Origin of the sequence: Stenotrophomonas sp. 59 (assembly GCF_030291095.1) — a bacterium.
GTDB lineage: Bacteria > Pseudomonadota > Gammaproteobacteria > Xanthomonadales > Xanthomonadaceae > Stenotrophomonas > Stenotrophomonas maltophilia_Q.
This window is the reverse complement of sequence record NZ_CP127408.1, coordinates 3,355,660-3,379,860: the sequence shown is the minus strand read 5'-3', so window position 1 is coordinate 3,379,860 and position 24,201 is coordinate 3,355,660. Positions and strand designations below refer to the sequence as shown.

Genomic DNA, 24,201 nt, shown 5'->3' with positions numbered 1-24,201 from the left:
TGTAGCGCCGAGCCCACGCTCGGCTGCGCTTCATGCCGCGACACAATCTGGTAGCGCCGGGCCATGCCCGGCGAACACGGAAGGGTCAGCCCGCGCCCAGCACCTTCAGCACCGCTGCCTCATCCACGTCCGGCACCACTTCGGCGCGGCCCATGCCCCGCCACAGCACCAGGCGCAGGCGGCCGGCCACGTTCTTCTTGTCCAGCCGCATGCGGCCGAGCAGGGCCTGCGGGTCCAGCCCGGCCGGGATCGCCACCGGCAGGCCAAGGCGTTCCAGAAGCGACTGCAGGCGCGCGCGGTCGGCATCGTCGGCCAGGCCCAGGTCGGTGGACAGCTTCGCAGCCAGTACCATGCCCACCGCCACCGCCTCGCCATGGTTCAGCGCATCGCGGCCTGGGGCCGAGTAGCCCTGTTCGGTTTCGATGGCATGGCCGAAGGTGTGGCCCAGGTTGAGCAGGGCACGCTCGCCCTTCTCGAACGGATCGCGTTCGACGATCGCGGCCTTGTGCCGGCAGCTGCGTGCGATGGCTTCGGAAAGCACGTTGTCTTCGCCGGCGGCCAGCGCATCGGCATGCTGCTGCAGCCATTCGAAGAACATGGCATCACCCAGTGCGCCGTACTTCACCACTTCGGCCAGGCCGGCACGCAGCTCGCGCGGCGGCAGGGTACCCAGCACGCGGGTATCGGCAATGACCGCACGCGGCGGATGGAACGCACCGACCAGGTTCTTGCCGGCAGGAATGTCGACCGCCGTCTTGCCGCCCACCGACGAATCGACCATTGCCAACAGGGTGGTCGGCAGCTGCACGCAGTCAACGCCGCGCATCCAGCACGCCGCGGCGAAGCCCGCCAGATCACCAACCACGCCGCCGCCGAGGGCGAACACGCAGGCGTCGCGGGTGGCGCCGAGCGCGGCCAGCGCTTCGATCGCGCGGCCGAATTCGGCCAGGGTTTTGGACGCCTCACCGGCGGCCAGCACGTGCTCGCCGACGATCAGGTCGGGGCGTGCAGCCAGCAGGGTCTGTTTCACGGCATCCAGATAGCGCGGGGCCACTTCGCTGTCGCTGAGCAGCAGCACATGGCGGCCGCGCACATGCGAGGCCAGCGCGGCGCCGTCAGCCTGGGCACCGGCGCCGATGGTGATGGTGTAGGGGCGGTCGCCGCCAACGGCGACCTGCAGCAGGGCGGGGGAAGTCATGCAGTCAGGTCCTGGCGCTGCCATTGCGTGGCCAGCTTCACCACCAGGTGGGCGGTTGCGTCAGCAGCGGTGTACGGGTCGGTATCAAGGGTGAGGTCGGCCAGTTCGCGGTACAGCGGGTCGCGGTGCGCGGCCAGATCATGCAGCACCTGCTCGCGGTCCGGGCGCTGCAGCAACGGCCGGCCCTTGTCGCGGGCCAGGCGTTCCAGCTGCGCGGCCACGCTGACCCGCAGGTAGACCACGAAGCCGCGTCGTGCGATCAGCGCACGGTTGTCCGGATCGAGTACGGCGCCACCGCCGGTAGAGACCAGCTGGCCGCGGCCCTCCAGTACGCGGGCCAGGGCCTCGCGTTCATGGCTGCGGAAGCCGGCTTCGCCGGAGTGCTCGAAGATGGTCGGAATGCCTGCGCCGGCGGCATCGACGATGACCTGGTCGACATCGACGAAGTCCAGCGTGAAGCGCTCGGCCAGGCGGCGGCCGATGCAGGTTTTGCCGGCGCCCATCGGGCCGATTAGGATCAGGTTCGGAGCAGGATTCATGCCCCGTGATGCTAACACCTCCGTGTCCCGACCTTTACGTTCTTCACGTCAGGCTGGACATTCCTGCGGGCCTCCCGCATCAGCCAGAGTACAGGTCATGACGGTCGCCAAGGTCATCGAAATCACCGCCTCCTCGCCGAAGAGCGTGGAGGATGCTGTGCGCAATGGGTTGAAGAAGGTCTCCGAGACGGTCAAGGGCATCCAGGGCGCCTGGGTGAACGAGACCAAGGTGGTGACCAATGGCAGCGGCGAGATCACCGAATGGCGGGTCAACCTGCGGGTGACCTTCCTGGTGGAGTAGGCGCGCTCAGCGCACGTCCTGCACCTGGCGCTGGCCGTCCAGCACCACCACGTGGTCGGCGAGCGAGGGCAGGGCACGCAGCGCCTGCCGGCTGACCCGCTCGTAGTACTGCACGAAGCGCTCAAGCTGCGGCCGGCTCATGCCGTGCCGGCCTGGTTGCGCGGCCTGAAGGTTCTGCTCCTGCTGCCAGCGCCAGCGCGGTACCACCGAAAAGTCCGGTGGCTGCAGGAACCACAGGCGATCACAGCACTGCCACAGCGCCGGGTAGTCGCGGGCCAGGGCCTGGTTGCACCAGCGCCGCCAGCGGCCATCGGCATCGGCTTCACGTTCCAGCGCGTTCAGCGGGCTGTCCAGCGCGTCATCGTTCTGTGCGGGGGTGCCCAGGAACCAGCCCTCGAATACCAGCAGGTCGAGGGGCTGCTCGATACGTGGCCACTGCGCTTCGGGCAGGCGTTCGTCGGCCAGCTTGTCGAAGCGCGGCATCGCGAAGGGCTGGCGTGCGGCCACGGCGTCCAATACTCCGTGGGCCAGCGGCAGGTCATGAGTGCCGGGCGGACCGCGGGTGATCAGCAGTGGATGCACCTGTCGGGCCAGCCGCTGGCGCTGTGCGCGGGTCAGGTAGACGTCATCGATGGACAGCGTCGCCGCGTTCAGGCCGCGCGCCTGTGCACGCGCCACCACCTGCGCGGCCAGCGTCGATTTGCCGCTCCCCTGCAGGCCGCTGATCGCCAATACTGGAACCGCTGCGCCGCTGCCCAGCGCATCGTCCAGCGCCTGTTCGGCCAATGTTTCGGGGAATCCTTTCACCTGGGGCATATACGCAGCAGCGGCCATGCAGCCACAATAGCCCAATCCGTGTGAGAAGAACGCAATCATGAGCGACCTGTACGCCGAAGCCCTGTCCACGTTTGCCGGCCTGTTCGAAGAGGCCAAGCAGAGCCGCGAGGTCGAGCCGAATGCGATGACCGTGGCCACCGCCGATACGCAGGGCCGTCCCTCGGCACGCACCGTGCTGCTGAAGGCGTTCGATGAGCGTGGCTTCGTCTTCTACACCCATCTGGACAGTCACAAGGGCCAGGAACTGCAGGCCAATCCGCAGGCGGCGCTGCTGTTCCTGTGGCGCAGCCTGCGCGAAGCCGGCATCCAGGTGCGCATTGAAGGCCGTGTCGAGCAGGTTGCCGATGCCGAGGCCGATGCTTATTTCGCCAGCCGTCCGCGCATGAGCCAGATCGGCGCGTGGGCCTCGCAGCAGTCGAAGACGCTGGCGACCCGCGAGGAATTCGACGCGCGCGTGGCCGGGATCGAGGCCCGCTTCGAGGGCAAGGACGTACCGCGCCCGGAAGGCTGGAGTGGCCTGCGCGTGGTGCCCGACCGCATCGAATTCTGGTACGGCGCGCAGTTCCGCCTGCACGAGCGCTGGTGCTATGAGGCCGGTGCCGAAGGGCGCTGGAGCAAGCGCCTGCTGTACCCGTAAGTCGGGGTGGTGCTGGGGCTGCCGTAGAGCCGAGCCCACGCTCGGCTGCTCCTGCGAGAACATCAACCGAGCATGGGCTCGGCTCTACAGAAGCCTGCGTTTGTCGCGAACGGACTGGTCCGCTTCATGCGCGAGCAGGTCGGCGACGGGCACACTCGCTGCGATGCCCTCGATCTGCGGAGTTGCCATGCCTTCCTGGCGTTGCCTGTTTGCCGTGCCGCCACCACGCCGCGGCGTGGAAGCGTTGTTGTTGCTGCTCGCCCGCATCGTCGCCGGTGTGATGTTCTGTGTCTCCGGCTGGAACAAGGTGTTCACCGATGCCGGGCGCGAGCGCATGGTGCATACGCTGGTCGATGCCGGCATCCCGTTCCCGGTGTTCAGTGCGCCGGTGCTCGGTGCGATTGAATGGATTGCGGGTGGCCTGCTGGTGCTGGGGCTGTTGAGCCGCCCTTCGGCCCTGCTGTTGGCGGCGATCTGCGCGGTGGCGGCGCTGACCGATGGTATCGCGCGCATTCCCGCTGGACTGAGCGTGCCGGATTGGCTCAGCTGGTTCTTCTATCTGAGCGAAGTGCCGTTGGGTGTGCTGTTGCTGTGGGTGGCGGCGGTGGGCAGTGGCCGGTTTGCGATAGAGGCGCGCTGGGCGCGCTGACGGCACGCATCCTGTAGAGCCGAGCCCATGCTCGGCTGCTGTCCCCGTAGAAGCAGCCGAGCATGGGCTCGGCTCTACAGGCCCTCCGCGCGCAGCCAGCGCCACAGTGTGGTGCGTGATACGCCCAGCGCCTGCGCCATGCCCTCGCGGTCATTGCGGTGTTCCTGCAGCAATGCTTCCAGCTGCGCACGCGGCGGGCGCTTGCCGTTGCTTTCCAGCGGCAGTGCCGTCGCCCCTTCGCTTGCCAGCTCGGGCGCCAGCTGCAGCAGTCGCGCAGCATCGATCGGGCCTTCACTGGGCTGCCAGTGGATGCGCAGGCGATCCACCAGATTGCGCAGCTCGCGCACGTTGCCCGGCCATTCGGCGGCAGTCAGCACGGCCAGTGCTTCTTCATCCAGCGGCGCATCGACGCCACGCAGCTGGCGGAAGAAATGCTGTGCCAACAGCGGAACGTCACCGCGTCGCGCGCGCAACGAGGGCAGGGCGATGCGCAGTGCCGCCAGCCGGTAATACAGGTCGCGCCGGAAGCTGCCGGTCGCTGCGCGCTGCTCCAGCGATTGCAGGGTAGCGGCGACCACGCGCAGGTCGACCGGGGTCGGTTCGGTGGCGCCCACGCGCAGCACTTCGCGTTCTTCCAGTACCCGCAGCAGGCGGGTCTGCAACGGCAGCGGCAGCTCGCCGATTTCATCCAGGAACAAGGTGCCACCGTCTGCGGCTTCAACCAGGCCGACGCGGCCGCCACGACGCGCGCCGGTGAAAGCGCCATCGCTGTAGCCGAACAGCTCGGCTTCCAGCAGCGATTCGCTGATCGCGCCGCAATTCAGTGCCACGAAGCGGCCACGGCGGCCGCTGGCCGCGTGCAGCTGGCGCGCGACCAGTTCCTTGCCAGTGCCGGTCTCGCCAGTGACCAGTACGGTGCTGTCATGCGGGGCGTACAGCGCGATCTGTGCACGCACCTGCGCCATGGCCTCGCTGTCGCCGAGCAGTTCATGCGCGTCTGTGCGCGCTGCAGGGCGCCGGCGCGGCGCGGCGCGGTTGCCAGCGGAGCGGGCAAGGGTCTGGGTCAGCTCCAGCGCATGTTCGAAGGCCTGGCGCACCGAGTCGGCCGAGTACAACAGAACGCCGGGCAGGCCGGCCTGTTCGGCGTGGTCGATGGCCATGCCGGTGCCGACGATCACCTCGATGCCATTGGCGCGCAGGTCTGCAATGCAATCGCGCGCGTCTTCGCGGGTGACGAATCGGCGGTGTTCGATGTCCAGGTCGAAGCTCTGCTGGAAGTTGCTGAACACCGGAACGTCGCTGGCGTGGGTGACCAGGCCGATGCGGCTGGCGATGCGGCGTGCACGCGCCAGCGCCTCCATCAGGTCGAAGCCGTTGGCCTGGATCGGCACCAGCGGCAGCTCCAGCCGGCTGCGCAGCCAGGCGGCATTGGAGCCACCGGCGATCACCACGTCGCAATGCTCACGGCGCAGGCGCTGGCCGATCACCTCGACGGCTTCCTCGAAGCCGAGATTGATCTGCTCGATGCGAGCGCGGCGGTCGAACTCGGGAATGACGTCGCCCAGCAGGCCGGTCAGTCGCGAGACACTGACCGTCCAGATCACCGGGCGGCCGGGGTCGGCATCGGTGTGGCGCAGGGGCGAGCGGGGCAGATACATGGTGGCTCGGACCGGGAGGGGTGTTTCATGATACATCTGTTTCAGTGTTTCATATGTTTCACTGATGCGGGTCAGTCATCCCCGTGAAATCAAGCGCTTGCAGGTTGGCATGGTGTTTGCGCCTACACACACGTTCTCCAACCTGGATTGCCGCATGACCGCTTCCACTCCTTTCTCTGCCGGTGCCCGCTTCCGTGAGGCGCTGGCTGCCGAATCGCCGCTGCAGGTGATCGGCGCGATCAACGCCAACCACGCCCTGCTGGCCAAGCGCGCCGGTTTCCGCGCCATCTACCTGTCCGGTGGCGGTGTGGCCGCCGGCTCGCTGGGCCTGCCGGACCTGGGCATCAACACCCTGGAAGACGTGCTGGTGGACGTGCGCCGCATCACCGATGTCTGCGACCTGCCGCTGATGGTCGACATCGACACCGGCTTCGGCCCGAGCGCGTTCAACATCGCGCGCACCGTGAAGTCGCTGATCAAGGCCGGCGCGGCCGCCTGCCACATCGAAGACCAGGTCGGCGCCAAGCGCTGCGGTCATCGCCCGGGCAAGGAGATCGTCTCGCAGGGTGAAATGGTCGACCGCGTGAAGGCCGCCGCCGATGCCAAGACCGACCCGGACTTCTTCCTGATCGCCCGCACCGACGCCATCCAGGTGGACGGCGTGGACAAGGCCATCGAGCGCGCCATCGCCTGCGTCGAGGCCGGTGCCGACGGCATCTTCGCCGAGGCCGCCTACGACCTGGACACCTACCGCCGCTTCGTCGACGCGGTGAAGGTGCCGGTGCTGGCCAACATCACCGAGTTCGGTGCCACCCCGCTGTTCAGCCGCGATGAACTGGCTTCGGCCGGCGTCGCCATCCAGCTGTTCCCGCTGTCGGCGTTCCGAGCGGCCAACAAGGCGGCCGAGAACGTCTACCAGGCGGTGCGCCGCGATGGCCACCAGCGCAACGTGGTGGAGACCATGCAGACCCGCGAAGAACTCTACGACCGCATCGGCTACCACGCCTTCGAGCAGCAGCTCGACGCACTGTTCGCCGCCAAGAAATAAGCAGTACCCTGCACCATCAAGTTTTCGGAGGGAAACATGAACGATACGACCGCAACCCCGACCTTCAAGCCGAAGAAGTCCGTCGCCCTGTCCGGCACCGCTGCCGGCAACACCGCGCTGTGCAGCGTGGGCCGCAGTGGCAACGACCTGCACTACCGTGGCTACGACATCCTGGACCTGGCCAACACCAGCGAATTCGAGGAAATCGCCTACCTGCTGGTGCACGGCAAGCTGCCGACCCGCGCCGAGCTGGTCTCGTACAAGGCCAAGCTGAAGTCGCTGCGTGGCATTCCGGCCGCGGTGAAGGCCGCGCTGGAAGAACTGCCGCCGTCGGCACACCCGATGGACGTGATGCGCACCGGCGTGTCCGTGCTCGGTTGCGTGGCGCCGGAGAAGGACGACCACAACCATCCGGGCGCGCGTGACATCGCCGACAAGCTGATGGCCTGCCTCGGTTCCATGCTGCTGTACTGGTACCACTGGAGCCACAACGGCCGCGCCATCGACGTGGAAACCGATGATGACTCGATCGGCGGCCACTTCCTGCACCTGCTGCATGGCGAGAAGCCGCAGGAGTCGTGGGTGAAGGCGATGCACACCTCGCTGATCCTGTACGCCGAACACGAGTTCAACGCCTCGACCTTCACCTGCCGCGTCATCGCCGGTACCGGCAGCGACATGTACAGCGCGATCTGCGGTGGCATCGGCGCGCTGCGTGGCCCGAAGCACGGCGGCGCCAACGAAGTGGCGTTCGAAGTGCAGAAGCGCTACGACAACCCCGATGAGGCCGAGGAAGACATCAAGGCCCGCGTCGAGCGCAAGGAAGTGGTGATCGGTTTCGGTCACCCGGTCTACACCGTCTCCGATCCGCGCAACAAGGTGATCAAGGACGTGGCCCGCGAGCTGTCCGAAGAACAGTCCAGCATGAAGATGTACGACATCGCCGAGCGCCTGGAGTCGGTGATGTGGGACATCAAGAAAATGTTCCCGAACCTGGACTGGTTCAGCGCCGTCAGCTACCACATGATGGGCGTGCCGACCGCGATGTTCACCCCGCTGTTCGTGATCGCGCGCACCGCCGGCTGGAGCGCGCACATCGTCGAGCAGCGCATCGACGGCAAGATCATCCGCCCGAGCGCCAACTACATCGGTCCGGAAGACCGCGACTTCGTCGCCATCGACAAGCGCGTCTGATCCACCTGCTGTTCCCATCCGGCCGGCCCTGTGCCGGCCGGATGCTTTCGCCGCCGCACCGCCGGCACCCGGCCCGCCCCAAGTACTCCGCCAGCCCATGAATACCGATTACCGCAAGAACCTCCCCGGCAGCGCGCTGGACTATTTCGACGCGCGCGCCGCCGTCGATGCCATCCAGCCCGGCGCCTATGCCACCCTGCCGTACACCTCGCGCGTGCTGGCCGAGAACCTGGTGCGCCGCTGCGATCCGGCCACGCTCAGCGACTCGCTGAAGCAGCTGATCGAGCGCCGTCGCGACCTCGATTTCCCGTGGTTCCCGGCGCGCGTGGTCTGCCACGATATCCTCGGCCAGACCGCGCTGGTGGACCTGGCCGGCCTGCGTGATGCGATCGCCGACAAGGGCGGCGACCCGGCCAAGGTGAATCCGGTGGTGCCGGTACAGCTGATCGTCGATCATTCGCTGGCGGTGGAGTGCGGTGGATTCGATCCGCAGGCGTTCGAGAAGAACCGCGCCATCGAGGACCGCCGCAACGAAGACCGTTTCCACTTCATCGACTGGACCAAGCTGGCGTTCGAGAACGTGGACGTGATTCCGCCGGGCAACGGCATCATGCACCAGATCAATCTGGAGAAGATGTCGCCGGTGGTCTACGTGCAGGACGGCGTGGCGTTCCCGGATACCTGCGTCGGCACCGACAGCCACACCCCGCACGTGGATGCACTGGGCGTGATCGCGATTGGTGTTGGCGGCCTGGAAGCCGAGAACGTGATGCTCGGTCGCGCGTCGTGGATGCGCCTGCCCGACACTGTCGGCGTCGAACTGAGCGGCCGCCCGCAGCCGGGCATTACCGCCACCGACGTGGTGCTGGCCTTGACCGAGTTCCTGCGCAAGGAGCGTGTGGTCGGTGCCTGGCTCGAATTCTTCGGCGAGGGTGCCGCGGCACTGACCATCGGTGACCGCGCCACCATCTCCAACATGTGCCCGGAATATGGCGCCACCGCCGCCATGTTCTACATCGATCAGCAGACCATCGACTACCTGCGCCTGACCGGCCGCGAGGAATCGCAGGTGGCGCTGGTGGAGAACTACGCGCGCACCACCGGGCTTTGGGCTGACGATCTGGCCACCGCGCAGTACGAACGCGTGCTGCGCTTCGACCTGTCCAGCGTGGTGCGCAACATGGCTGGGCCGAGCAATCCGCACCGCCGCCTGCCGGTGTCCGAGCTGGCCGAGCGTGGCATTGCCGACGAAGCCAAGCTGGAAGCGGGCAAGGCCGAGCAGGCGCAGGGCCTGATGCCCGATGGCGCGGTGATCATCGCCGCCATCACCAGCTGCACCAACACCTCCAACCCGCGCAACGTGATCGCCGCCGCACTGCTGGCGCGCAAGGCCAATGAACGTGGCCTGGTGCGCAAGCCATGGGTGAAGTCGTCGCTGGCGCCAGGTTCGAAGGCGGTGCAGCTGTACCTGGAAGAGGCCGGCCTGCTGCCAGACCTGGAAAAGCTGGGCTTCGGCATCGTCGCCTTCGCCTGCACCACCTGCAATGGCATGAGCGGCGCGCTGGATCCGGCGATCCAGCAGGAAATCATCGACCGTGATCTGTATTCGACCGCCGTGCTGTCGGGTAACCGCAACTTCGACGGCCGCATCCATCCGTATGCGAAGCAAGCCTTCCTGGCCTCGCCGCCGCTGGTGATCGCCTACGCCATCGCCGGTACCGTCCGCTTCGATATCGAAAAGGACGTGCTGGGCGTTGACGCCGATGGCAACGAGGTGCGCCTGAAGGACATCTGGCCGAGCGACGCCGAGATCGATGCCGTGGTCAAGGCGGCGGTGAAGCCGGAGCAGTTCCGCAAGGTCTACAACCCGATGTTCAACGTGCGCGTGGAGCACGGCGCGGCGGTCAGCCCGCTGTACGACTGGCGCCCGCAGAGCACCTACATCCGCCGTCCGCCGTACTGGGAGGGTGCACTGGCCGGTGAGCGCGCGCTCGCAGGCATGCGCGCGCTGGCGGTGCTGCCGGACAACATCACCACCGACCACCTGTCGCCGTCCAACGCGATCCTGGCCTCGAGCGCCGCCGGCGAATACCTTGCGAAGATGGGCCTGCCGGAGGAAGACTTCAATTCCTACGCCACCCACCGCGGCGACCACCTGACCGCGCAGCGCGCCACCTTTGCCAACCCGAAGCTGTTCAACGAGATGGTGCGCAACGACGACGGCAGCGTGAAGCAGGGTTCGCTGGCGCGCGTGGAGCCGGAAGGCAAGGTGATGCGCATGTGGGAAGCGATCGAGACCTACATGGACCGCAAGCAGCCGCTGATCATCATCGCTGGCGCCGACTACGGCCAGGGCAGCTCGCGTGACTGGGCCGCCAAGGGCGTGCGCCTGGCCGGCGTGGAAGCGATCGTGGCCGAAGGCTTCGAACGCATCCACCGCACCAACCTGATCGGCATGGGTGTGCTGCCGCTGGAGTTCAAGCCGGGCACCACCCGCCTGACCCTGGGCATCGACGGTACCGAGACCTTCGACGTGATCGGCGAGCGCACTCCGCGCGCCGACCTGACCCTGGTCATCCATCGCCGCGACGGCCAGGACGTGATCGTGCCGGTCACCTGCCGCCTGGACAGCGACGAGGAAGTGGCGATCTACGAAGCCGGTGGCGTGCTGCAGCGCTTCGCCCAGGACTTCCTGGAAGGCGCCAAGGTGGCGTGATGGTGGGCTGAATGCCCGCCCCCGACGGTCGGGGGCGGGCTTGTCCGACACCCGGGCGCGGCGCACACTGGCTTGGCAAAAACTGCCAAAGGAGAGTTTCATGGCCACCATGAACATTTCGCTGACTGATCCGCTCAAGCAGTTCGTGGACGAAGAAGTGCGCGAGGGCGGCTACTCCAGCACGTCGGACTATGTGCGCGACCTGATCCGCCAGCGCCAGCGCAGCAAGGCCGAAGCACTGCTCAAGCAGCTGATTGCCGAGGGGCTGTCTTCTGGTCCTTCGGCGCCTCTGGCGCAGGATCACTTCGACAAGCTCCGTGAGCGTGCTCGGAACCGTAAGTGAAACCTTCGCACTGGTCTCCTGCAGCGGTTCGAGATCTTGACCAGGCAGCAGCCTGGTATGCAGATCAGGGCGGAGAAGTGCTGGAAATCGGCTTCATCGATGCGGTGGAATCCGTCGTCAAGCTGATCGAGGCCCACCCGGGTGCTGGTTCCACACTGCATGCGGGTCTGTTGCCCTCGCTGCCAGCGCCGTTGCGTTTTCATCCGGTTCGTCGCTTCGACGGCTACCTGGTCTACTACGTGGAGCTACCTGTGCACGTTTCCATCGTGCGCCTCTGGAATGCTTCGCGGGGCATGGAAGCATTGTTCGAAGACGAGGAGCTCAACCCCGATATTGGTTCGTCGCATCCAGGATACTGATCCATGACCTTCCTCCCGCAACTCCGTATTCCCGCCACCTACATGCGCGGCGGCACCAGCAAGGGCGTGTTCTTCCGCCTGCAGGACCTGCCCGAAGCCGCGCAGGTGCCAGGTACCGCACGCGATGCGCTGTTGATGCGCGTGATCGGTTCGCCCGATCCGTACGGCAAGCAGACCGATGGCATGGGCGGTGCCACCTCCAGCACCAGCAAGTGCGTGATCATCTCCACTTCTTCGGTGCCGGACCACGATGTGGACTACCTGTACGGCCAGGTCTCGATCGATACCGCCTTCGTCGACTGGAGCGGCAACTGCGGCAATCTCAGCACCGCGGTCGGCCCGTTCGCGATTGCCAACGGCCTGATCGATCCCGCCCGCGTGCCGCGCGATGGCCTGTGCACCGTGCGCATCTGGCAGGCCAACATCGGCAAGACCATCATCGCCCACGTGCCGATGCGCGATGGCGAAGTGCAGGAGATCGGCGATTTCGAGCTGGACGGCGTGACCTTCCCGGCGGCCGAGATCCCACTGGAATTCATCGACCCATCCGATGACGGCGATGCGGGCGCGATGTTCCCGACCGGCAATCTGGTGGACACGCTGGACGTTCCGGGCGTGGGCAGCTTCGAGGTGACGATGATCACCGCCGGCATTCCGACCATCTTCCTCAACGCCGCCGACCTCGGCTACACCGGCACCGAGCTGCAGCCGGCGATCAACGAAGACAAGGCGGCACTGCAGAAGTTCGAGACCATTCGTGCCTACGGCGCGCTGCGCATGGGCCTGATCAACACGCTGGAAGACGCGGTAACCCGCCAGCACACACCGAAGGTCGCCTTCGTGGCACCGGCACAGGACTACGTGTCGTCCAGCGGCAAGGCCATTCCGGCCTCGGCGATCGACCTGCATGCGCGTGCGCTGTCGATGGGCAAGCTGCACCACGCGATGATGGGGACCGCCGCCGTGGCGATCGGTACCGCAGCGGCGATTCCGGGCACGCTGGTCAATCGTGCGGCCGGTGGTGGCGAACGTGAAGCGGTGACCTTCGGCCATCCCTCCGGCACGCTGCGCGTGGGCGCGCAGGCCGGCCTCGTTGACGGCCAGTGGACGGTGACCAAGGCCATCATGAGCCGCAGCGCCCGCGTGCTGATGGAAGGCAAGGTGCGGGTGCCGGCCGATACGTTGTAAGGCAGGTTCATTGCGGTAGCGCCGGGCCACGCCCGGCGAGCGCAGCGGGCCCTGCCGATGAACCGCCGGGCGTGGCCCGGCGCTACCGGAGAACACATGATGTCCAGCAGCCACACCCCATCCAACGAGCGTGCAGTGTGGGATGCGCTGCTGGTGGACATCGTCGATTACGTACGCGACGCCCGCATCGACTCACCGCTGGCGTTCCAGACCGCACACCATTGCCTGCTCGACACGCTCGGTTGCGGGCTGGAGGCGCTGTCCTTCCCGGCCTGCAGCAAGCTGCTTGGTCCGCTGGTGCCGGGCATCAGCGTGGTCAACGGCGCGCGCGTGCCGGGCACGCACTACGTGCTGGACCCGGTGCAGGCCGCCTTCAACCTCGGCGCAATGGTGCGCTGGCTGGATTTCAACGACACCTGGCTGGCCGCCGAGTGGGGGCATCCGTCGGACAACCTGGGCGGAATCCTGGCCGTCTGCGATTGGCTGGGGCGCAACGCGCAGGCCCTGCGCCGGCCGCCGCCGACCGTGCACGATGTGTTGCTGGCGATGATCAAAGCGCACGAGATCCAGGGCGTGCTGGCCCTGCAGAATTCCTTCAATCGGGTCGGGCTGGACCATGTAGTGCTGGTCAAGGTCGCCACCACCGCGGTGGTCGCGCAGCTGCTTGGCCTGGACCGCGAGCGCATGCTCAATGCGCTGTCACTGGCCTGGGTCGACGGCCAGGCACTGCGCACCTACCGGCACGCGCCCAACACCGGCTCGCGCAAGAGTTGGGCGGCCGGTGATGCGACCAGCCGCGGCGTGCGCCTGGCGCTGATGGCGGCCAGCGGCGAGATGGGCTATCCCAGCGTATTGAGTGCACCGACATGGGGTTTCGAGGCTGTATCCATGCACGGCCAGGCGTTGACGCTGGGGCGGCCGCTGGGCAGCTATGTGATGGAGAACGTGCTGTTCAAGATCAGTTACCCGGCCGAATTCCATGGCCAGACTGCCGTGGAGGCGGCGATTGCACTGCACCAGCAACTGCGCGCGATGGGGCGGCGGGTCGAGGACATCGCGCACATCGCCATCCGTACCCAGGAAGCCTGCATCCGCATCATCGACAAGCAGGGGCCGCTGCATAATCCGGCCGACCGTGACCACTGCGTGCAGTACATGGTCGCCATCGCGCTGCTGCATGGGCGGCTGGTGGCCGAGGACTACGAGGACGACGTCGCCGCCGATCCGCGCATCGATGCCCTGAGGGCGAAGATGGCCTGCCATGAGGATCCGCAGCTCAGCGCCGATTACCTGGACCCGGACAAGCGCAGCATCGCCAACGGCCTGAGCGTGCGCTTCAGCGATGGCATGGAACTGCCGGAGGTGCTGGTGGAGTATCCGCTCGGCCACGCCCGACGCCGCGAGGAAGGTATCCCCCTGCTGATGGACAAGTTCCGCCGGCACCTGGCCCACCGCTTCCCGACCGCCCAGCAGCAGCGCATCCTGGCCGCATCGCTGGACCCGGTGGCGCTGGCAGCGATGCCGGTGACCGACTACGTGGACCTGTACCTGCCGGGGTAGGGCGCCCCTTGGTGGGTCTGACACCGCACCTGCTTGCCGGGCACGTGGCTCGATCGGCTTTGGTAGGTGCCAACCTTGGTTGGCACGGGCCCAACGCCAACCAAGGTTGGCGGCTACCGGGGACCGCCGGGCGTGGCCCGGCGCTACCGTTCCGATGCATTCCTGCCGAATCCGCGTCAACACCTTGACGCGGCCTGCCTATAATGGCCACCTCGATCAAGGAGTGACGACATGAGCGGTCCGGCACGGCGGAAGCGGTGGGGATGGGCGGCGGCGGTACTGGCAGGAGGCCTGTTGCTGGGCCTGGCCGGCTGCCGCAACGACAGCGGGCAGCTGCCCAAGGCCAGCGGTGAAGCCATCACCACCAAGGCCGAGCAGGTGAAGGAGTTCACCCTGCTGCGTGCCTACCCGGACCAGAAGAATGACGGCCTGTCGCTGGCACTGGAGTTCTCGCGCCCGCTGGTCGGCACCCAGGACTTCGACAAGCTGGTGCGCTTCGAGGAGAAGGTCGGCACCGACGACAGCAGCTGGACGCTGTCCGATGACGGCCTGACCCTGCGCTACCCGTTCGTCGAGGCGGGCAAGGAATTCAGCCTGGTGGTCTCGCCAGACCTGCTGGCCGCTGATGGCAGCAGGCTGGGCAAGGAACTGAAGCAGAAGGTGTTCAGCGGCGAGCTGAAGCCGGTGGTCGGTTTCGCTTCGCAGGGCAGCGTGCTGCCGGCCAAGGACAGCCGTGGCCTGCCGGTGGTGTCGGTGAACGTGCCCGAGGTCGACGTCGAGTTCCTGCGCGTGCGCGAGAAGGACCTGCCAACCTTCTTCAGCCAGTATCAGCGCGGCGGCCGCCGCGGCAGCTGGGAACTGAGCAGCGACTACGAGCGCAGCCCGATCAACAAGCTGGCCGAGCCGGTCTACGTCAACCGCTTCATCCTTGGCGGCAAGAAGAACGAGCGGGTGCTGACCTACCTGCCGACCCAGGACATCAAGGAGCTGCAGGAGCCGGGCCTGTACTTCGCCCTGCTCAAGCGCACCGGTGACTACGAGGGCGAGTTCGATACCGCGTTCTTCTCGGTCAGTGACATCGGCCTGCATACCCGTGCCTACAAGGACAAGCTGTTCGTGCACACCGCCGGCCTGAAGGACGGTGCGCCGCTGAAGGGCATCGACCTGCGCGTGCTCGATGCCAAGGGCGAGGTGGTGCTGAAGGGCAGCACCGACGGCAACGGCAATGCGCTGCTGAACTACACGCTGGATGCCACCCACGTGCTGGTCGCCAGCAGTGGCAAGGACACCAGCTTCCTGCCGTTCAACCAGCCGGCGCTGGACCTGAGCGAATTCGCCGTGGCCGGCCGTGACAATGCCTGGTTCGACGTCTACGCCTGGTCCGGGCGCGACCTGTACCGGCCGGGCGAGACCGTGCGCCTGTCCGCGCTGCTGCGCGACAACGATGGCAAGCCGGTCAAGGCACAGCCGGTGTTCCTGCGCCTGAAACAGCCCGACGGCAAGACCTTCCGCGAGACCCGCCTGCAGCCGGGCGAGCAGGGCTACATCAATTTCGAGCAGGTCATCCCCGCCGAGGCGCCGACCGGGCGCTGGCAGGTCGAGTTCCGTACCGACCCGGCCAGCAAGGAAGCGATCCAGGGCATGACCCTGCGTATCGAGGAGTTCCTGCCCGAGCGCATGAAGCTGGACCTGGACAGTGCGCAGAAGACGCTGAAGCCGGGCGAGGAACTGCGCCTGCAGGCCAATGGCGCCTATCTGTACGGTGCGCCGGCCAATGGCAACCGCTTCACCGCGCGGATGGCGGTGGCCGCCGAGCAGCGGCCGGTGGAAGGCCTGCCGGGCTACTTCTTCGGCGACCCGACCCTGCAGCTGCCGCGCGAAGCCAAGGACGTGATCGATACCACGCTGCCGGCCAACGGCCAGCTGCGCGAGGACGTGGCCCTGCCGGAAGAGGCGGCCAAGGCCAAGGCGCCGATCGCCGTGGTGCTGTCCGGCAGCCTGTACGAGACCGGTGGCCGCACGGTCACCCGCACCCTGAAGCGGGTGATGTGGCCGGCCAATGCGCTGGTGGGCGTGCGTCCGCTGTTCAACCCTGAGGACGGCGCCGATTCCAACGGCAACGCGCGCTTCGAATTGATGCGCGTGGATGCTGCCGGTACGCCGCAGCCGGCCAAGGGCCTGAAGATCACCCTGGTGCGCGAACTGCGCGATTACCACTGGACCTTCAACGACAACCGCTGGGACTACGATTTCACCCGCCGCTTCGAGAACAAGGAAACGCGCACCGTCGATGCCGGCAGCAGCGCGGTCGCCTTTGATTTCCCGGTGGAGTGGGGCGAGTACCGGGTGGACGTGTTCGATCCGTCCACCGGCCTGACCAGCCGTTACCCGTTCCGTGCCGGTTGGAGCTGGGGTGATGACAATCGTGGCCTGGACGCGCGCCCTGACAAGATCAAGCTGGGCCTGGACAAGACCGGCTACAAGGCAGGCGACACGCTCGAGGTGACGGTGACCCCGCCGCACGCCGGCAAGGGCATCCTGATGGTCGAGACCGACCGCATGCTGTACGTGCAGGACATCGACGCCAAGCCGGGTTCGACCTTCAAGATTCCGGTCACCGCCGACTGGGAACGCCACGACGTCTATATCACTGCGCTGGTGTTCCGTGGTGGCAGTGCGCCGAGCAAGATCACCCCGGCCCGTGCCGTGGGCGTGGTGCATGTGCCGATGGACCGCAAGGGCCGCACCGTGGCGGTCGGCCTGGCCGCGCCCAAGCAGATGCGGCCGGAGCAGGACCTGCCGGTGACGGTCAGCGCACCGCAGCTGGCCGGCAAGACCGCGCACGTCACCGTCTCGGCGGTGGACGTGGGCATCCTCAACATCACCCGCTTCCCGGTGCCCGATGCCGGCGCGCACTTCTTCGCCCAGCGTCGCCTCGGCATCGATGCCTACGACATCTACAGCCGGGTGATCGAGAGCTTCGACGGCGGTGCCGGCAAGCTCAAGTTCGGTGGCGACATGGCGCTGCAGGCACTTCCGCAGGCCAAGCGCCCGACCGCACGCGTGCAGACCGTGGACCTGTTCTCCGGACCGGTGCAGCTCGACGCCAAGGGCATCGCCCGCATCCGCCTGAAGGTGCCGGACTTCAACGGCACGCTGCGGGTATCGGCGCTGGTCTACAGCGATGACCAGTACGGCAAGCGTGACGTGGAAACCGTGGTGCGCGCGCCGATCCTGGCCGAAGCCAGCATGCCGCGCGTGCTCGCCCCGGGCGACCGCAGCACCGTCACCCTGGACGTGCAGAACTTCACCGGCAAGCCGGGTGCGTTCAATGTGCGGGTGGAAACCGAGGGCCCGCTGAACCTGGGCGAGGGTAGCCGCAGCGTGCAGTTGAATGCCGATGCCAAGACCACGCTGAGCTTCCCGTTGTCCGCGCGCGAAGGCCACAGCGTGGCCAAGGTGCGGGTGCGCGTGGACGGCAACGGCTTCAAGGCCGACCGCCGCTACGACCTGCCGGTGCGTGCGGCATGGCCGCAGGTGCTGCGTTCGCAGGTGCGCACGCTGGATCCGCTGGCTGCGGTCAGCCTCGACAACAGCCTGACCGAGGGCCTGATGTCCGAGTCGGTGAACGCACGGTTGCTGGTCAGCCCGCTGCCGCCGATTCCGTTCGCCAGCGCACTGCAGGGCGCGCTGAACTACCCCTACGGTTGTGCCGAGCAGACCACCAGCAAGGGCTACGCCGCGCTGATCCTGGACCAGGCGACGTCGTCGATGCTCGGCGCCGATGGCCTGGACGCCAAGGCCCGCCGTGAACGCATGGAAGGTGCGTTCGGTCGCCTGGCATCCATGCAGGTGGCCAATGGCAACTTCTCGATGTGGGGTGACGATGGCTACGTGAACCCGTGGCTGACGCCGTATGTCACCGAGTTCCTGCTCGATGCCAAGGACGCCGGCTTCGCGGTGCCCGACAACGTGCTGCAGAAGGCACTCAACCGCCTCAGCGAGGACCTGCTGTCCGGTGGCAACCAGTTCTACGGCCAGGATGACCGCGAGAAGCTGACGTTCTCCAACAAGGCGTATTCGGGCTATGTGCTGGCCCGGGTCAACCGCGCACCGCTGGGTACCCTGCGCGCGCTGTACGACAACGAGCGCAGCAAGGCAGTCGGCGGCCTGTCGCTGGTCCACCTGGGCGTGGCGCTGTCGCTGCAGGGCGATGCCAAGCGTGGCCAGGCGGCGCTGGCGGCGGCCTTCGCCAAGTCAAGCAGCGAACGTCCGTCGTACTTCGGCGACTACGGCAGCGCGATCCGCGACGACGCACTGATGATCGCGCTGACGCACGAGAACAAGCTGGCCAAGCCGGCCTGGGACGCACGTGCCGTCGATCTGGGCCGTGGCCTCGATGCGCGCCGCAGTGCCGGCTGGATGTGGTTGAGCACGCAGGAACAGGTAGCCATTGCCCGCCTCGGCAAGGCACTCGCCGCCAACCAGAAGGCACTGGTGGCGGGCGAACTGGTGATCGGTGGCACGACCGAAGCGATCGGCGAACGCAAGCTGTTCGGCCGCAACTTCAGTGCCAGCGAACTTGCCAGCGGCGTGCGCTTCACCCCGCAGGGCCAGCCGCCGATGTTCGCCAGCATCGACGTGGCCGGCATCCCGCGCAGCGCACCGGCGCCGGACAACAGCGTGCTGGGCGTCGAGCGCAGCTACTACGGTACCGATGGCAAGCCGTGGTCGCCGCGCCCGCTGAAGGAAGGTGAAGCCCTGATCGTGCGCGTCACTGTCACCGCCGATACCACCATGCCGGATGCACTGCTGACCGACCTGTTGCCGGCCGGCCTGGAGATCGAGAACTTCAACCTGGGCGACGCCAAGCAGTGGGCCGACGTGGTGGTCGATGGCATCACCATCAGTGATCGCGGTGAAGCGGCCGATACCAAGCACGAAGAGTTCCGCGACGACCGCTACGTGGCCGCGCTGAAGCTCTCGCGTGGCAGCAAGGCCAACGTGTTCTACCTGGTGCGTGCGGTGACTCCGGGTACCTACTCGGTGCCGCCGCCGCTGGTGGAGGACATGTACCGGCCGCAGCTGCGTGGCGTTGGCCGCAGCAACCCGACCACGATCACGGTGGTGCAGCCGTGATCCCACGGATGGGCCGCGACGGCGCGGCCCGTCCTGCGGGCACTACGCAATGAAGGACGCAATGAAGGCCCGGCTGGCGGCCCTGCGCCGCCGGCTGCGGCCGCTGTGGCCGTGGCTGCGCTGGGGCACCGCAGCGACGCTGACGCTGCTGCTGGTGCTGGACGCCGCCTTCCCGCCGCCACTGCCGAAGCAGCGCGATACCAGCACCCTGGTGGTATCGGCGGACGGCACACCGCTGCGTGCGTTCGCCGATGCCGAGGGCGTGTGGCGCTATCCGGCCTCGATCGACAGCGTCTCACCGCTGTACCTGCAGGCGCTGCTGACCTACGAGGACCGCTGGTTCTGGAGGCACCCGGGCATCAATCCGCTGGCGATCCTGCGTGCCAGCGGCCAACTGCTGCGCGGCGGCCGTATTGTTTCCGGTGGCTCGACCCTGACCATGCAGGTCGCCCGCATCCTTGATCCGCACACGCGCACCCCCTGGGGCAAGCTCAAGCAGATGCTGCGTGCGGTGCAGCTGGAAGTGCACCTGAGCAAGCGGCAGATCCTGGCCCTGTACCTGGAGCGCGCGCCGTACGGCGGCACCATTGAAGGCGTGGAAGCCGCCAGCTGGGCCTATCTGGGCAAGCCGGCGGCACAGCTGTCGCATGCCGAGGCCGCGCTGCTGGCGGTGCTGCCGCAGGCGCCGAGCCGGCTGCGCCCGGACCGCCATCCGGAAGCGGCACAGAAGGCGCGCGACAAGGTGCTGTCACGCATGGCCGAACTGGGTGCATGGACACCGGAAGAGGTGGAAGACGCGCGCATCGAGAACGTGGTGGCGCGCTCGCTGCGGCCGCCGCTGCATGCTGCGTTGCTGGCGCAGCGCCTGCACTCGGCGCATCCGGGCCAGGCACGCATCCAGAGCAGCATCGACATCGGCCTGCAGCGCACCCTGGAAGAGCGCGTGGCCAGCTATTTCTCGACGCTGCCTGAACGCACCTCGGCCGCGCTGCTGGTGGTCGACAACCAGACCCTGCAGGCGCGTGCCTACGTAGGTACGTTGTCCTTTGGCGACCGCCAGCGGCTTGGCCACGTGGACATGGTGCAGGCCTGGCGTTCGCCGGGCTCCACGCTCAAGCCGTTCCTCTACGCAATGGCGCTGGATGATGGCCTGATCCATTCGGAAAGCCTGCTGGTCGATGCGCCGCAGAGTTTCGGCAGCTATCGCCCGGGCAATTTCGATATGGCCTTCAATGGACCTGTTGGCGCCTCCAGCGCATTGCGGCTGTCACTCAACGTGCCCTCGGTGGACCTGCTGCAGCGGGTCGGTGCGGCGCGCTTCGCCGCGCGGCTGTCGCACGCCGGCATCCAGCTGCGGTTCCCGCCGGGCAGTACGCCCAACCTGTCGCTGATCCTGGGGGGCACCGGTGCGCGCCTGGAAGACCTGGTCGGCGCATTCGCCGCACTCAACCGCAACGGCATTGCCGGACGCGTGCGCTACACCGATGACGAGCCGATGATCGAGCGGCGCCTCGCGTCGCCGGGTGCCAGCTGGATCGTGCGCGAGATGCTGGAGTCGAATCCGCGACCGGGATACAGCATCGGCACCTTCGATGTCGGTGGCCGCCCGCGTGTTGCGTGGAAGACCGGCACCAGCTATGGCTACCGCGATGCGTGGGCGATCGGTAGTACCCGCCATTACACCGTGGGCGTGTGGGTGGGCCGGCCCGACGGCACACCGCTGCCGGGGCAGTACGGTGCGGTCACCGCGTTGCCGTTGATGTTCGAAGTGGTGGACAGCCTGCCACGCCAGCGCGGTGACTCGGCCGCTGCGCCAATGCCGGCCAGCGTCAGCCAGGAAGACGTCTGCTGGCCGACCGGCGAGCGTGCCGAAGGCCTGACTGCTGCGTTGTGCCAGCGGCGGATGCCGGCCTATCTGCTGGAGGGGGCTGCACCACCGACCTTCCCCGAGCGCGAGGCGCGGCGCTGGCAGCCGGGTCGGCAGCGCTACCTTGCCGACGCGCGTACCGGGCTGCGCGTGTCGGCTGATTGCCGCTTGCCACACGAAGAAGTCGCGCGCGAGATCGCGCGCTGGCCAGCGTTGCTGTCGCCGTGGCTGTCCAAGGCCACGCGCGAGGCCTCGCAGCTGCCGGCGCTGTCGCCGGACTGCCGTGATGATGGCCGTGAGGCCAGCGTCGCGCTGCACATCGACGGGCTCAACGACGGCGCCGCACTGGCGCGCGCGCCCAATGCGGAGCATGGCGTGCGCCTGCAGCTGCGCGCGCTGGGCAGCGAGCAGACGGTGGACTGGTTGCTGGACGGCCGTTGGATCGCGCAGACCCGTGGGGCGCAGCTGATGCAGCGCGAGTTTGCCGATCCGGGCGCACATACCCTGACCGCACTGGCCGCTGATGGCGCATGGACGCAGGTGCGGTTCAACGTGCTGCGGTAGCGCCGGGCCATGCCCGGCGGAACCGTTCGGATCACATTGCATACGCCGGGCATGGCCCGGCGCTACCGGTGAAGCTATTCCCCGATCCACCCATCCAGAAGATCGGCGAACTCGTCGGCGTGTTCCTCTTCCTGCGCCAGGATTTCCTCAAGGATGCGCTTGGTAGTGGTGTCGCGGTCGCCGATGACGTTGATCATCTCGCGGTAGCTGTCGATGGCGATGCGCTCGGCCACCAGGTTTTCGCGCACCATGTCGCGCAGGTCGCTGCCTTCCTTGTACTCGGCGTGCGAGCGCGCGGTCAGCGTGTCCGGGTTGAAGTCCGGCTCTCCGCCGAGCTGGACGATGCGCTCGGCCAGCTTGCCGGCGTGCGCCTGTTCCTGCTGTGCATGCTCGAGAAACTCGGCTTTCACCGCATCGGCCAGCATGCCCTTGGCCATGAAATAGTGCCGGTAGTAGCGCAGCACGCAGACGTACTCGGTGGCCAGCGCGTCGTTGAGCAGCTTGATCACCACCTTGCGGTCGGCGCTGTAGCTGTCGGTGATCGCGCCGTCCTCGATGTTGCGCCGGGCGCGATCACGCAGGGTCTTGCGGTCGCTGATGCCGGGAATCCTCGCGGCGGGCTTGCTGGCTTTGGCTGGCTTGCTGGACATGGCTGGCCGTTTCCTCTTGCGGTGGAGAATCAGGTGGGCAGGTGCTCCAGCACGTACTCGGCCGAAGACACTTCGAACTGGCCGGGCTGTTCGACCCACGCCGCGCGCACCACGCCATCGACCACGTACAGTGCGAAGCGGCGCGAGCGGACGCCCATGCCCGAGGCGCTGGCGTCGAGCTCCAGGCCGAGCGCGCGGGTCAGTTCTGCATTGCCGTCGGACAGCATCAGCAGGCCGTCGGGCACATGCTGGTCGGCGGCCCAGGCTTTCATCACGAACGGATCGTTGACCGCCACGCAGTAGACGTCGATACCGCGCTGGCGGAAGGCCTCGAACTTTTCGACGTAGCCGGGCAGGTGACGGGCCGAACAGGTCGGGGTGAACGCACCGGGCACGGCGAACAGGACCACCTTGCGCGCGTCGAACAGCGAATGCGTATCGAGCGTTTCGATGCCCTCGCGGATGCGCTTGAGGGTCACTTCGGGAATACGGTCGCCAACGTGGATGGTCATGGGGAACTCCTTGCTGGGGCAGGCTAGTGGGCCGGATGGGACAGGGGCGTCAAGACATTGGAAACCCGGTGTGCAGGCCCCATCTTCAGGCTTTGTGGCAGGGGCTTCCAGCCACAGCGTGGCGCACGGGGATGGCAGCCGCATTGCGCAGGATCAGTCGGCCTCACCGGGGCCGCACGAGGGGCGGCGTAGCATCGCCGGCGCGTAGAATGAACCCGGGGCGGCGCCACCGGCGCGGCCGAAGCGAATCGAGGTAGCTGGATGGAATTCAAGGATTACTACGCCACCCTGGGGGTGGAACCGAGCGCGGGCGAGGCGGAGATCAAGACCGCCTACCGCCGGCTGGCACGCAAGTACCACCCGGACGTCAGCAAGGAGGCCGGGGCTGAAGACAAGTTCAAGGCGGTCAACGAGGCCTACGAGGCGCTGCGTGACCCGGAGAAGCGCGCGGCCTACGACCAGCTGCGCGCGCAGGGCTATCGCCCGGGCGAGGAGTTCAACGTGCCGCCGAACTACGGCGGCGCCGGGGGCTTCAATTTCGAGGAAGTGTTCGGCGGCGGCGGCCCCAACGGCGGCTTCAGCGACTTCTTCGAAAGCCTGTTCGCGCGCCAGCGTGGCGGTGGCGGCGCTGGTCCCGGGCCGGGCTTCAGCAGCCAGGGCCATGCGCCCAATCGCGATACCCGCGCCAAGCTGTCGGTACCGCTGGAGGCGGCCTACAACGGTGACAGCCTGCGCATCACCGTCAACGGCAAGCAGCTGGACGTGCGCGTGCCCAAGGGCATCCGTCCGGGCCAGGTGATACGGCTGGCCGGGCAGGGCAATCATGGCGGCAACCTGCTGCTGGAAGTGGAGTACGCCGCGCACCCGCAGTTCGAGGTCGATGGCCGCAACATCCTCTATACGCTGCCGGTCACCCCGTGGCAGGCCGCATTGGGCACCAGCATCAGCGTGCCGACCCTGGGCGGTGCGGTGGAGCTGAAGATTCCGGCCGATTCCGATGCCGGGCGCAAGCTGCGCCTGCGTGGCCGTGGCCTGCCGGGCAATCCGGAAGGCGACCAGATCGTCGAGATCGAGATCGTGGCCCCGGCCGCGACCGATGAGGCGCAGAAGAAGGCGTACCGGAACCTGGCCAAGGCGTTCGGCGAAACGATCTGAGGTGGATTCTGGTGGGTGCGGACCTTGGTCCGCACGCCTTTTGGCCGTTCAAGGCGTGCCAACCAAGGTTGGCACCCACCGGAATGT

The 24,201-nt window shown here is 67.3% G+C and carries 19 protein-coding genes; 13 read left to right on the top strand and 6 right to left on the bottom strand.

All coding sequences use genetic code 11. The features are described 5' to 3' along the window. Positions 1-85: 85 nt before the first annotated feature. The gene (aroB, locus tag QP552_RS15700; RefSeq protein WP_286074025.1) at positions 86-1,198 is read right to left on the bottom strand and encodes a 3-dehydroquinate synthase; all 1,113 of its coding nucleotides are present in this window, start codon (positions 1,196-1,198) and stop codon (positions 86-88) included. Then, complete coding sequence (locus QP552_RS15695; protein WP_106550303.1) at positions 1,195-1,737, bottom strand: shikimate kinase; 543 nt, start codon at positions 1,735-1,737, stop codon at positions 1,195-1,197. Before QP552_RS15695 ends, aroB begins: the two co-directional genes overlap by 4 nt. Before the next feature lie 97 nt (positions 1,738-1,834). On the opposite strand from QP552_RS15695, the gene QP552_RS15690 reads away from it, so the two are divergent. Next, complete coding sequence (locus QP552_RS15690) at positions 1,835-2,038, top strand: dodecin family protein (RefSeq protein WP_106550304.1); 204 nt, start codon at positions 1,835-1,837, stop codon at positions 2,036-2,038. A gap of 6 nt (positions 2,039-2,044) precedes the next feature. On the opposite strand, the gene QP552_RS15685 is transcribed toward QP552_RS15690, so the two are convergent. After that, on the bottom strand, positions 2,045-2,872 hold the full coding sequence (locus QP552_RS15685; protein ID WP_286074024.1) for a kinase: 828 nt from the start codon (positions 2,870-2,872) through the stop codon (positions 2,045-2,047). A 40-nt stretch (positions 2,873-2,912) separates the two neighbouring features. On the opposite strand from QP552_RS15685, the gene pdxH reads away from it, so the two are divergent. Together pdxH and QP552_RS15675 are read left to right on the top strand one after the other, a co-directional pair. Beyond that, positions 2,913-3,512: a pyridoxamine 5'-phosphate oxidase gene (gene pdxH, locus QP552_RS15680; RefSeq protein ID WP_049410407.1), complete on the top strand. Its 600-nt coding sequence runs from the start codon at positions 2,913-2,915 to the stop codon at positions 3,510-3,512. 187 nt (positions 3,513-3,699) lie between these two features. Then, the gene (locus tag QP552_RS15675) at positions 3,700-4,161 is read left to right on the top strand and encodes a DoxX family protein (protein WP_106550307.1); all 462 of its coding nucleotides are present in this window, start codon (positions 3,700-3,702) and stop codon (positions 4,159-4,161) included. A gap of 74 nt (positions 4,162-4,235) precedes the next feature. On the opposite strand, the gene prpR is transcribed toward QP552_RS15675, so the two are convergent. Then, on the bottom strand, positions 4,236-5,819 hold the full coding sequence (gene prpR, locus QP552_RS15670) for a propionate catabolism operon regulatory protein PrpR (protein ID WP_286074023.1): 1,584 nt from the start codon (positions 5,817-5,819) through the stop codon (positions 4,236-4,238). Positions 5,820-5,973: 154 nt separating this feature from the next. Between prpR and prpB the strand changes: the two genes are divergently transcribed. The 9 genes from prpB (at position 5,974) to pbpC (ending at position 21,797) form a co-directional block, all read left to right on the top strand. Continuing rightward, entirely contained in the window at positions 5,974-6,867 is an 894-nt protein-coding gene (gene prpB / locus QP552_RS15665) for a methylisocitrate lyase (RefSeq protein ID WP_010482769.1), read from the top strand. Positions 6,868-6,903: 36 nt separating this feature from the next. Continuing rightward, positions 6,904-8,061, top strand: coding sequence for a 2-methylcitrate synthase (prpC, locus tag QP552_RS15660; protein ID WP_014038133.1), 1,158 nt, complete (start codon positions 6,904-6,906; stop codon positions 8,059-8,061). A gap of 97 nt (positions 8,062-8,158) precedes the next feature. Further along, positions 8,159-10,777, top strand: coding sequence for a Fe/S-dependent 2-methylisocitrate dehydratase AcnD (gene acnD / locus QP552_RS15655; protein WP_111111172.1), 2,619 nt, complete (start codon positions 8,159-8,161; stop codon positions 10,775-10,777). Between the two features lie 100 nt (positions 10,778-10,877). Then, on the top strand, positions 10,878-11,120 hold the full coding sequence (locus tag QP552_RS15650) for a type II toxin-antitoxin system ParD family antitoxin (RefSeq protein ID WP_111111174.1): 243 nt from the start codon (positions 10,878-10,880) through the stop codon (positions 11,118-11,120). Next, on the top strand, positions 11,117-11,479 hold the full coding sequence (locus tag QP552_RS15645) for a type II toxin-antitoxin system RelE/ParE family toxin (RefSeq protein ID WP_111202729.1): 363 nt from the start codon (positions 11,117-11,119) through the stop codon (positions 11,477-11,479). Before QP552_RS15650 ends, QP552_RS15645 begins: the two co-directional genes overlap by 4 nt. A 3-nt stretch (positions 11,480-11,482) precedes the next feature. Then, the gene (gene prpF, locus QP552_RS15640; RefSeq protein WP_286074022.1) at positions 11,483-12,667 is read left to right on the top strand and encodes a 2-methylaconitate cis-trans isomerase PrpF; all 1,185 of its coding nucleotides are present in this window, start codon (positions 11,483-11,485) and stop codon (positions 12,665-12,667) included. 99 nt (positions 12,668-12,766) lie between these two features. After that, positions 12,767-14,227 carry a bifunctional 2-methylcitrate dehydratase/aconitate hydratase gene (locus tag QP552_RS15635; protein ID WP_286074021.1) on the top strand — a complete coding sequence of 487 codons (1,461 nt, stop codon included), beginning with the start codon at positions 12,767-12,769 and terminating at the stop codon, positions 14,225-14,227. 231 nt (positions 14,228-14,458) lie between these two features. After that, positions 14,459-19,366 (top strand): alpha-2-macroglobulin, encoded by a 4,908-nt coding sequence (locus tag QP552_RS15630; protein ID WP_286074020.1) that lies wholly within the window; start codon positions 14,459-14,461, stop codon positions 19,364-19,366. 49 nt (positions 19,367-19,415) lie between these two features. Then, a complete protein-coding gene (gene pbpC, locus QP552_RS15625; RefSeq protein ID WP_286074019.1) occupies positions 19,416-21,797 on the top strand; it encodes a penicillin-binding protein 1C in 2,382 nt (793 codons plus the stop codon). Positions 21,798-21,871: 74 nt separating this feature from the next. On the opposite strand, the gene QP552_RS15620 is transcribed toward pbpC, so the two are convergent. Then, a complete protein-coding gene (locus QP552_RS15620; RefSeq protein ID WP_286074018.1) occupies positions 21,872-22,447 on the bottom strand; it encodes a ferritin-like domain-containing protein in 576 nt (191 codons plus the stop codon). Between the two features lie 29 nt (positions 22,448-22,476). Continuing rightward, the gene (locus QP552_RS15615; protein WP_286074017.1) at positions 22,477-22,959 is read right to left on the bottom strand and encodes a peroxiredoxin; all 483 of its coding nucleotides are present in this window, start codon (positions 22,957-22,959) and stop codon (positions 22,477-22,479) included. Positions 22,960-23,220: 261 nt separating this feature from the next. Here QP552_RS15615 and QP552_RS15610 point away from each other — a divergent pair, with 261 nt between their 5' ends. Further along, on the top strand, positions 23,221-24,114 hold the full coding sequence (locus QP552_RS15610) for a DnaJ C-terminal domain-containing protein (protein ID WP_111111186.1): 894 nt from the start codon (positions 23,221-23,223) through the stop codon (positions 24,112-24,114). Positions 24,115-24,201 lie beyond the last annotated feature (87 nt).

What these genes read in the sequence shown, in the direction of transcription:
- QP552_RS15685 (WP_286074024.1), bottom strand. Translation starts at nt 2,872, where the DNA reads ATGGCCGCTGCTGCGTATATGCCCCAGGTGAAAGGATTCCCCGAAACA.
- QP552_RS15610 (WP_111111186.1), top strand. Translation starts at nt 23,221, where the DNA reads ATGGAATTCAAGGATTACTACGCCACCCTGGGGGTGGAACCGAGCGCG.
- QP552_RS15695 (WP_106550303.1), bottom strand. Translation starts at nt 1,737, where the DNA reads ATGAATCCTGCTCCGAACCTGATCCTAATCGGCCCGATGGGCGCCGGC.
- acnD (WP_111111172.1), top strand. Translation starts at nt 8,159, where the DNA reads ATGAATACCGATTACCGCAAGAACCTCCCCGGCAGCGCGCTGGACTAT.
- prpB (WP_010482769.1), top strand. Translation starts at nt 5,974, where the DNA reads ATGACCGCTTCCACTCCTTTCTCTGCCGGTGCCCGCTTCCGTGAGGCG.
- QP552_RS15650 (WP_111111174.1), top strand. Translation starts at nt 10,878, where the DNA reads ATGGCCACCATGAACATTTCGCTGACTGATCCGCTCAAGCAGTTCGTG.
- QP552_RS15675 (WP_106550307.1), top strand. Translation starts at nt 3,700, where the DNA reads ATGCCTTCCTGGCGTTGCCTGTTTGCCGTGCCGCCACCACGCCGCGGC.
- QP552_RS15635 (WP_286074021.1), top strand. Translation starts at nt 12,767, where the DNA reads ATGTCCAGCAGCCACACCCCATCCAACGAGCGTGCAGTGTGGGATGCG.
- aroB (WP_286074025.1), bottom strand. Translation starts at nt 1,198, where the DNA reads ATGACTTCCCCCGCCCTGCTGCAGGTCGCCGTTGGCGGCGACCGCCCC.
- prpR (WP_286074023.1), bottom strand. Translation starts at nt 5,819, where the DNA reads ATGTATCTGCCCCGCTCGCCCCTGCGCCACACCGATGCCGACCCCGGC.
- pdxH (WP_049410407.1), top strand. Translation starts at nt 2,913, where the DNA reads ATGAGCGACCTGTACGCCGAAGCCCTGTCCACGTTTGCCGGCCTGTTC.
- pbpC (WP_286074019.1), top strand. Translation starts at nt 19,416, where the DNA reads ATGAAGGACGCAATGAAGGCCCGGCTGGCGGCCCTGCGCCGCCGGCTG.
- QP552_RS15690 (WP_106550304.1), top strand. Translation starts at nt 1,835, where the DNA reads ATGACGGTCGCCAAGGTCATCGAAATCACCGCCTCCTCGCCGAAGAGC.
- prpF (WP_286074022.1), top strand. Translation starts at nt 11,483, where the DNA reads ATGACCTTCCTCCCGCAACTCCGTATTCCCGCCACCTACATGCGCGGC.
- QP552_RS15620 (WP_286074018.1), bottom strand. Translation starts at nt 22,447, where the DNA reads ATGTCCAGCAAGCCAGCCAAAGCCAGCAAGCCCGCCGCGAGGATTCCC.
- prpC (WP_014038133.1), top strand. Translation starts at nt 6,904, where the DNA reads ATGAACGATACGACCGCAACCCCGACCTTCAAGCCGAAGAAGTCCGTC.
- QP552_RS15630 (WP_286074020.1), top strand. Translation starts at nt 14,459, where the DNA reads ATGAGCGGTCCGGCACGGCGGAAGCGGTGGGGATGGGCGGCGGCGGTA.
- QP552_RS15615 (WP_286074017.1), bottom strand. Translation starts at nt 22,959, where the DNA reads ATGACCATCCACGTTGGCGACCGTATTCCCGAAGTGACCCTCAAGCGC.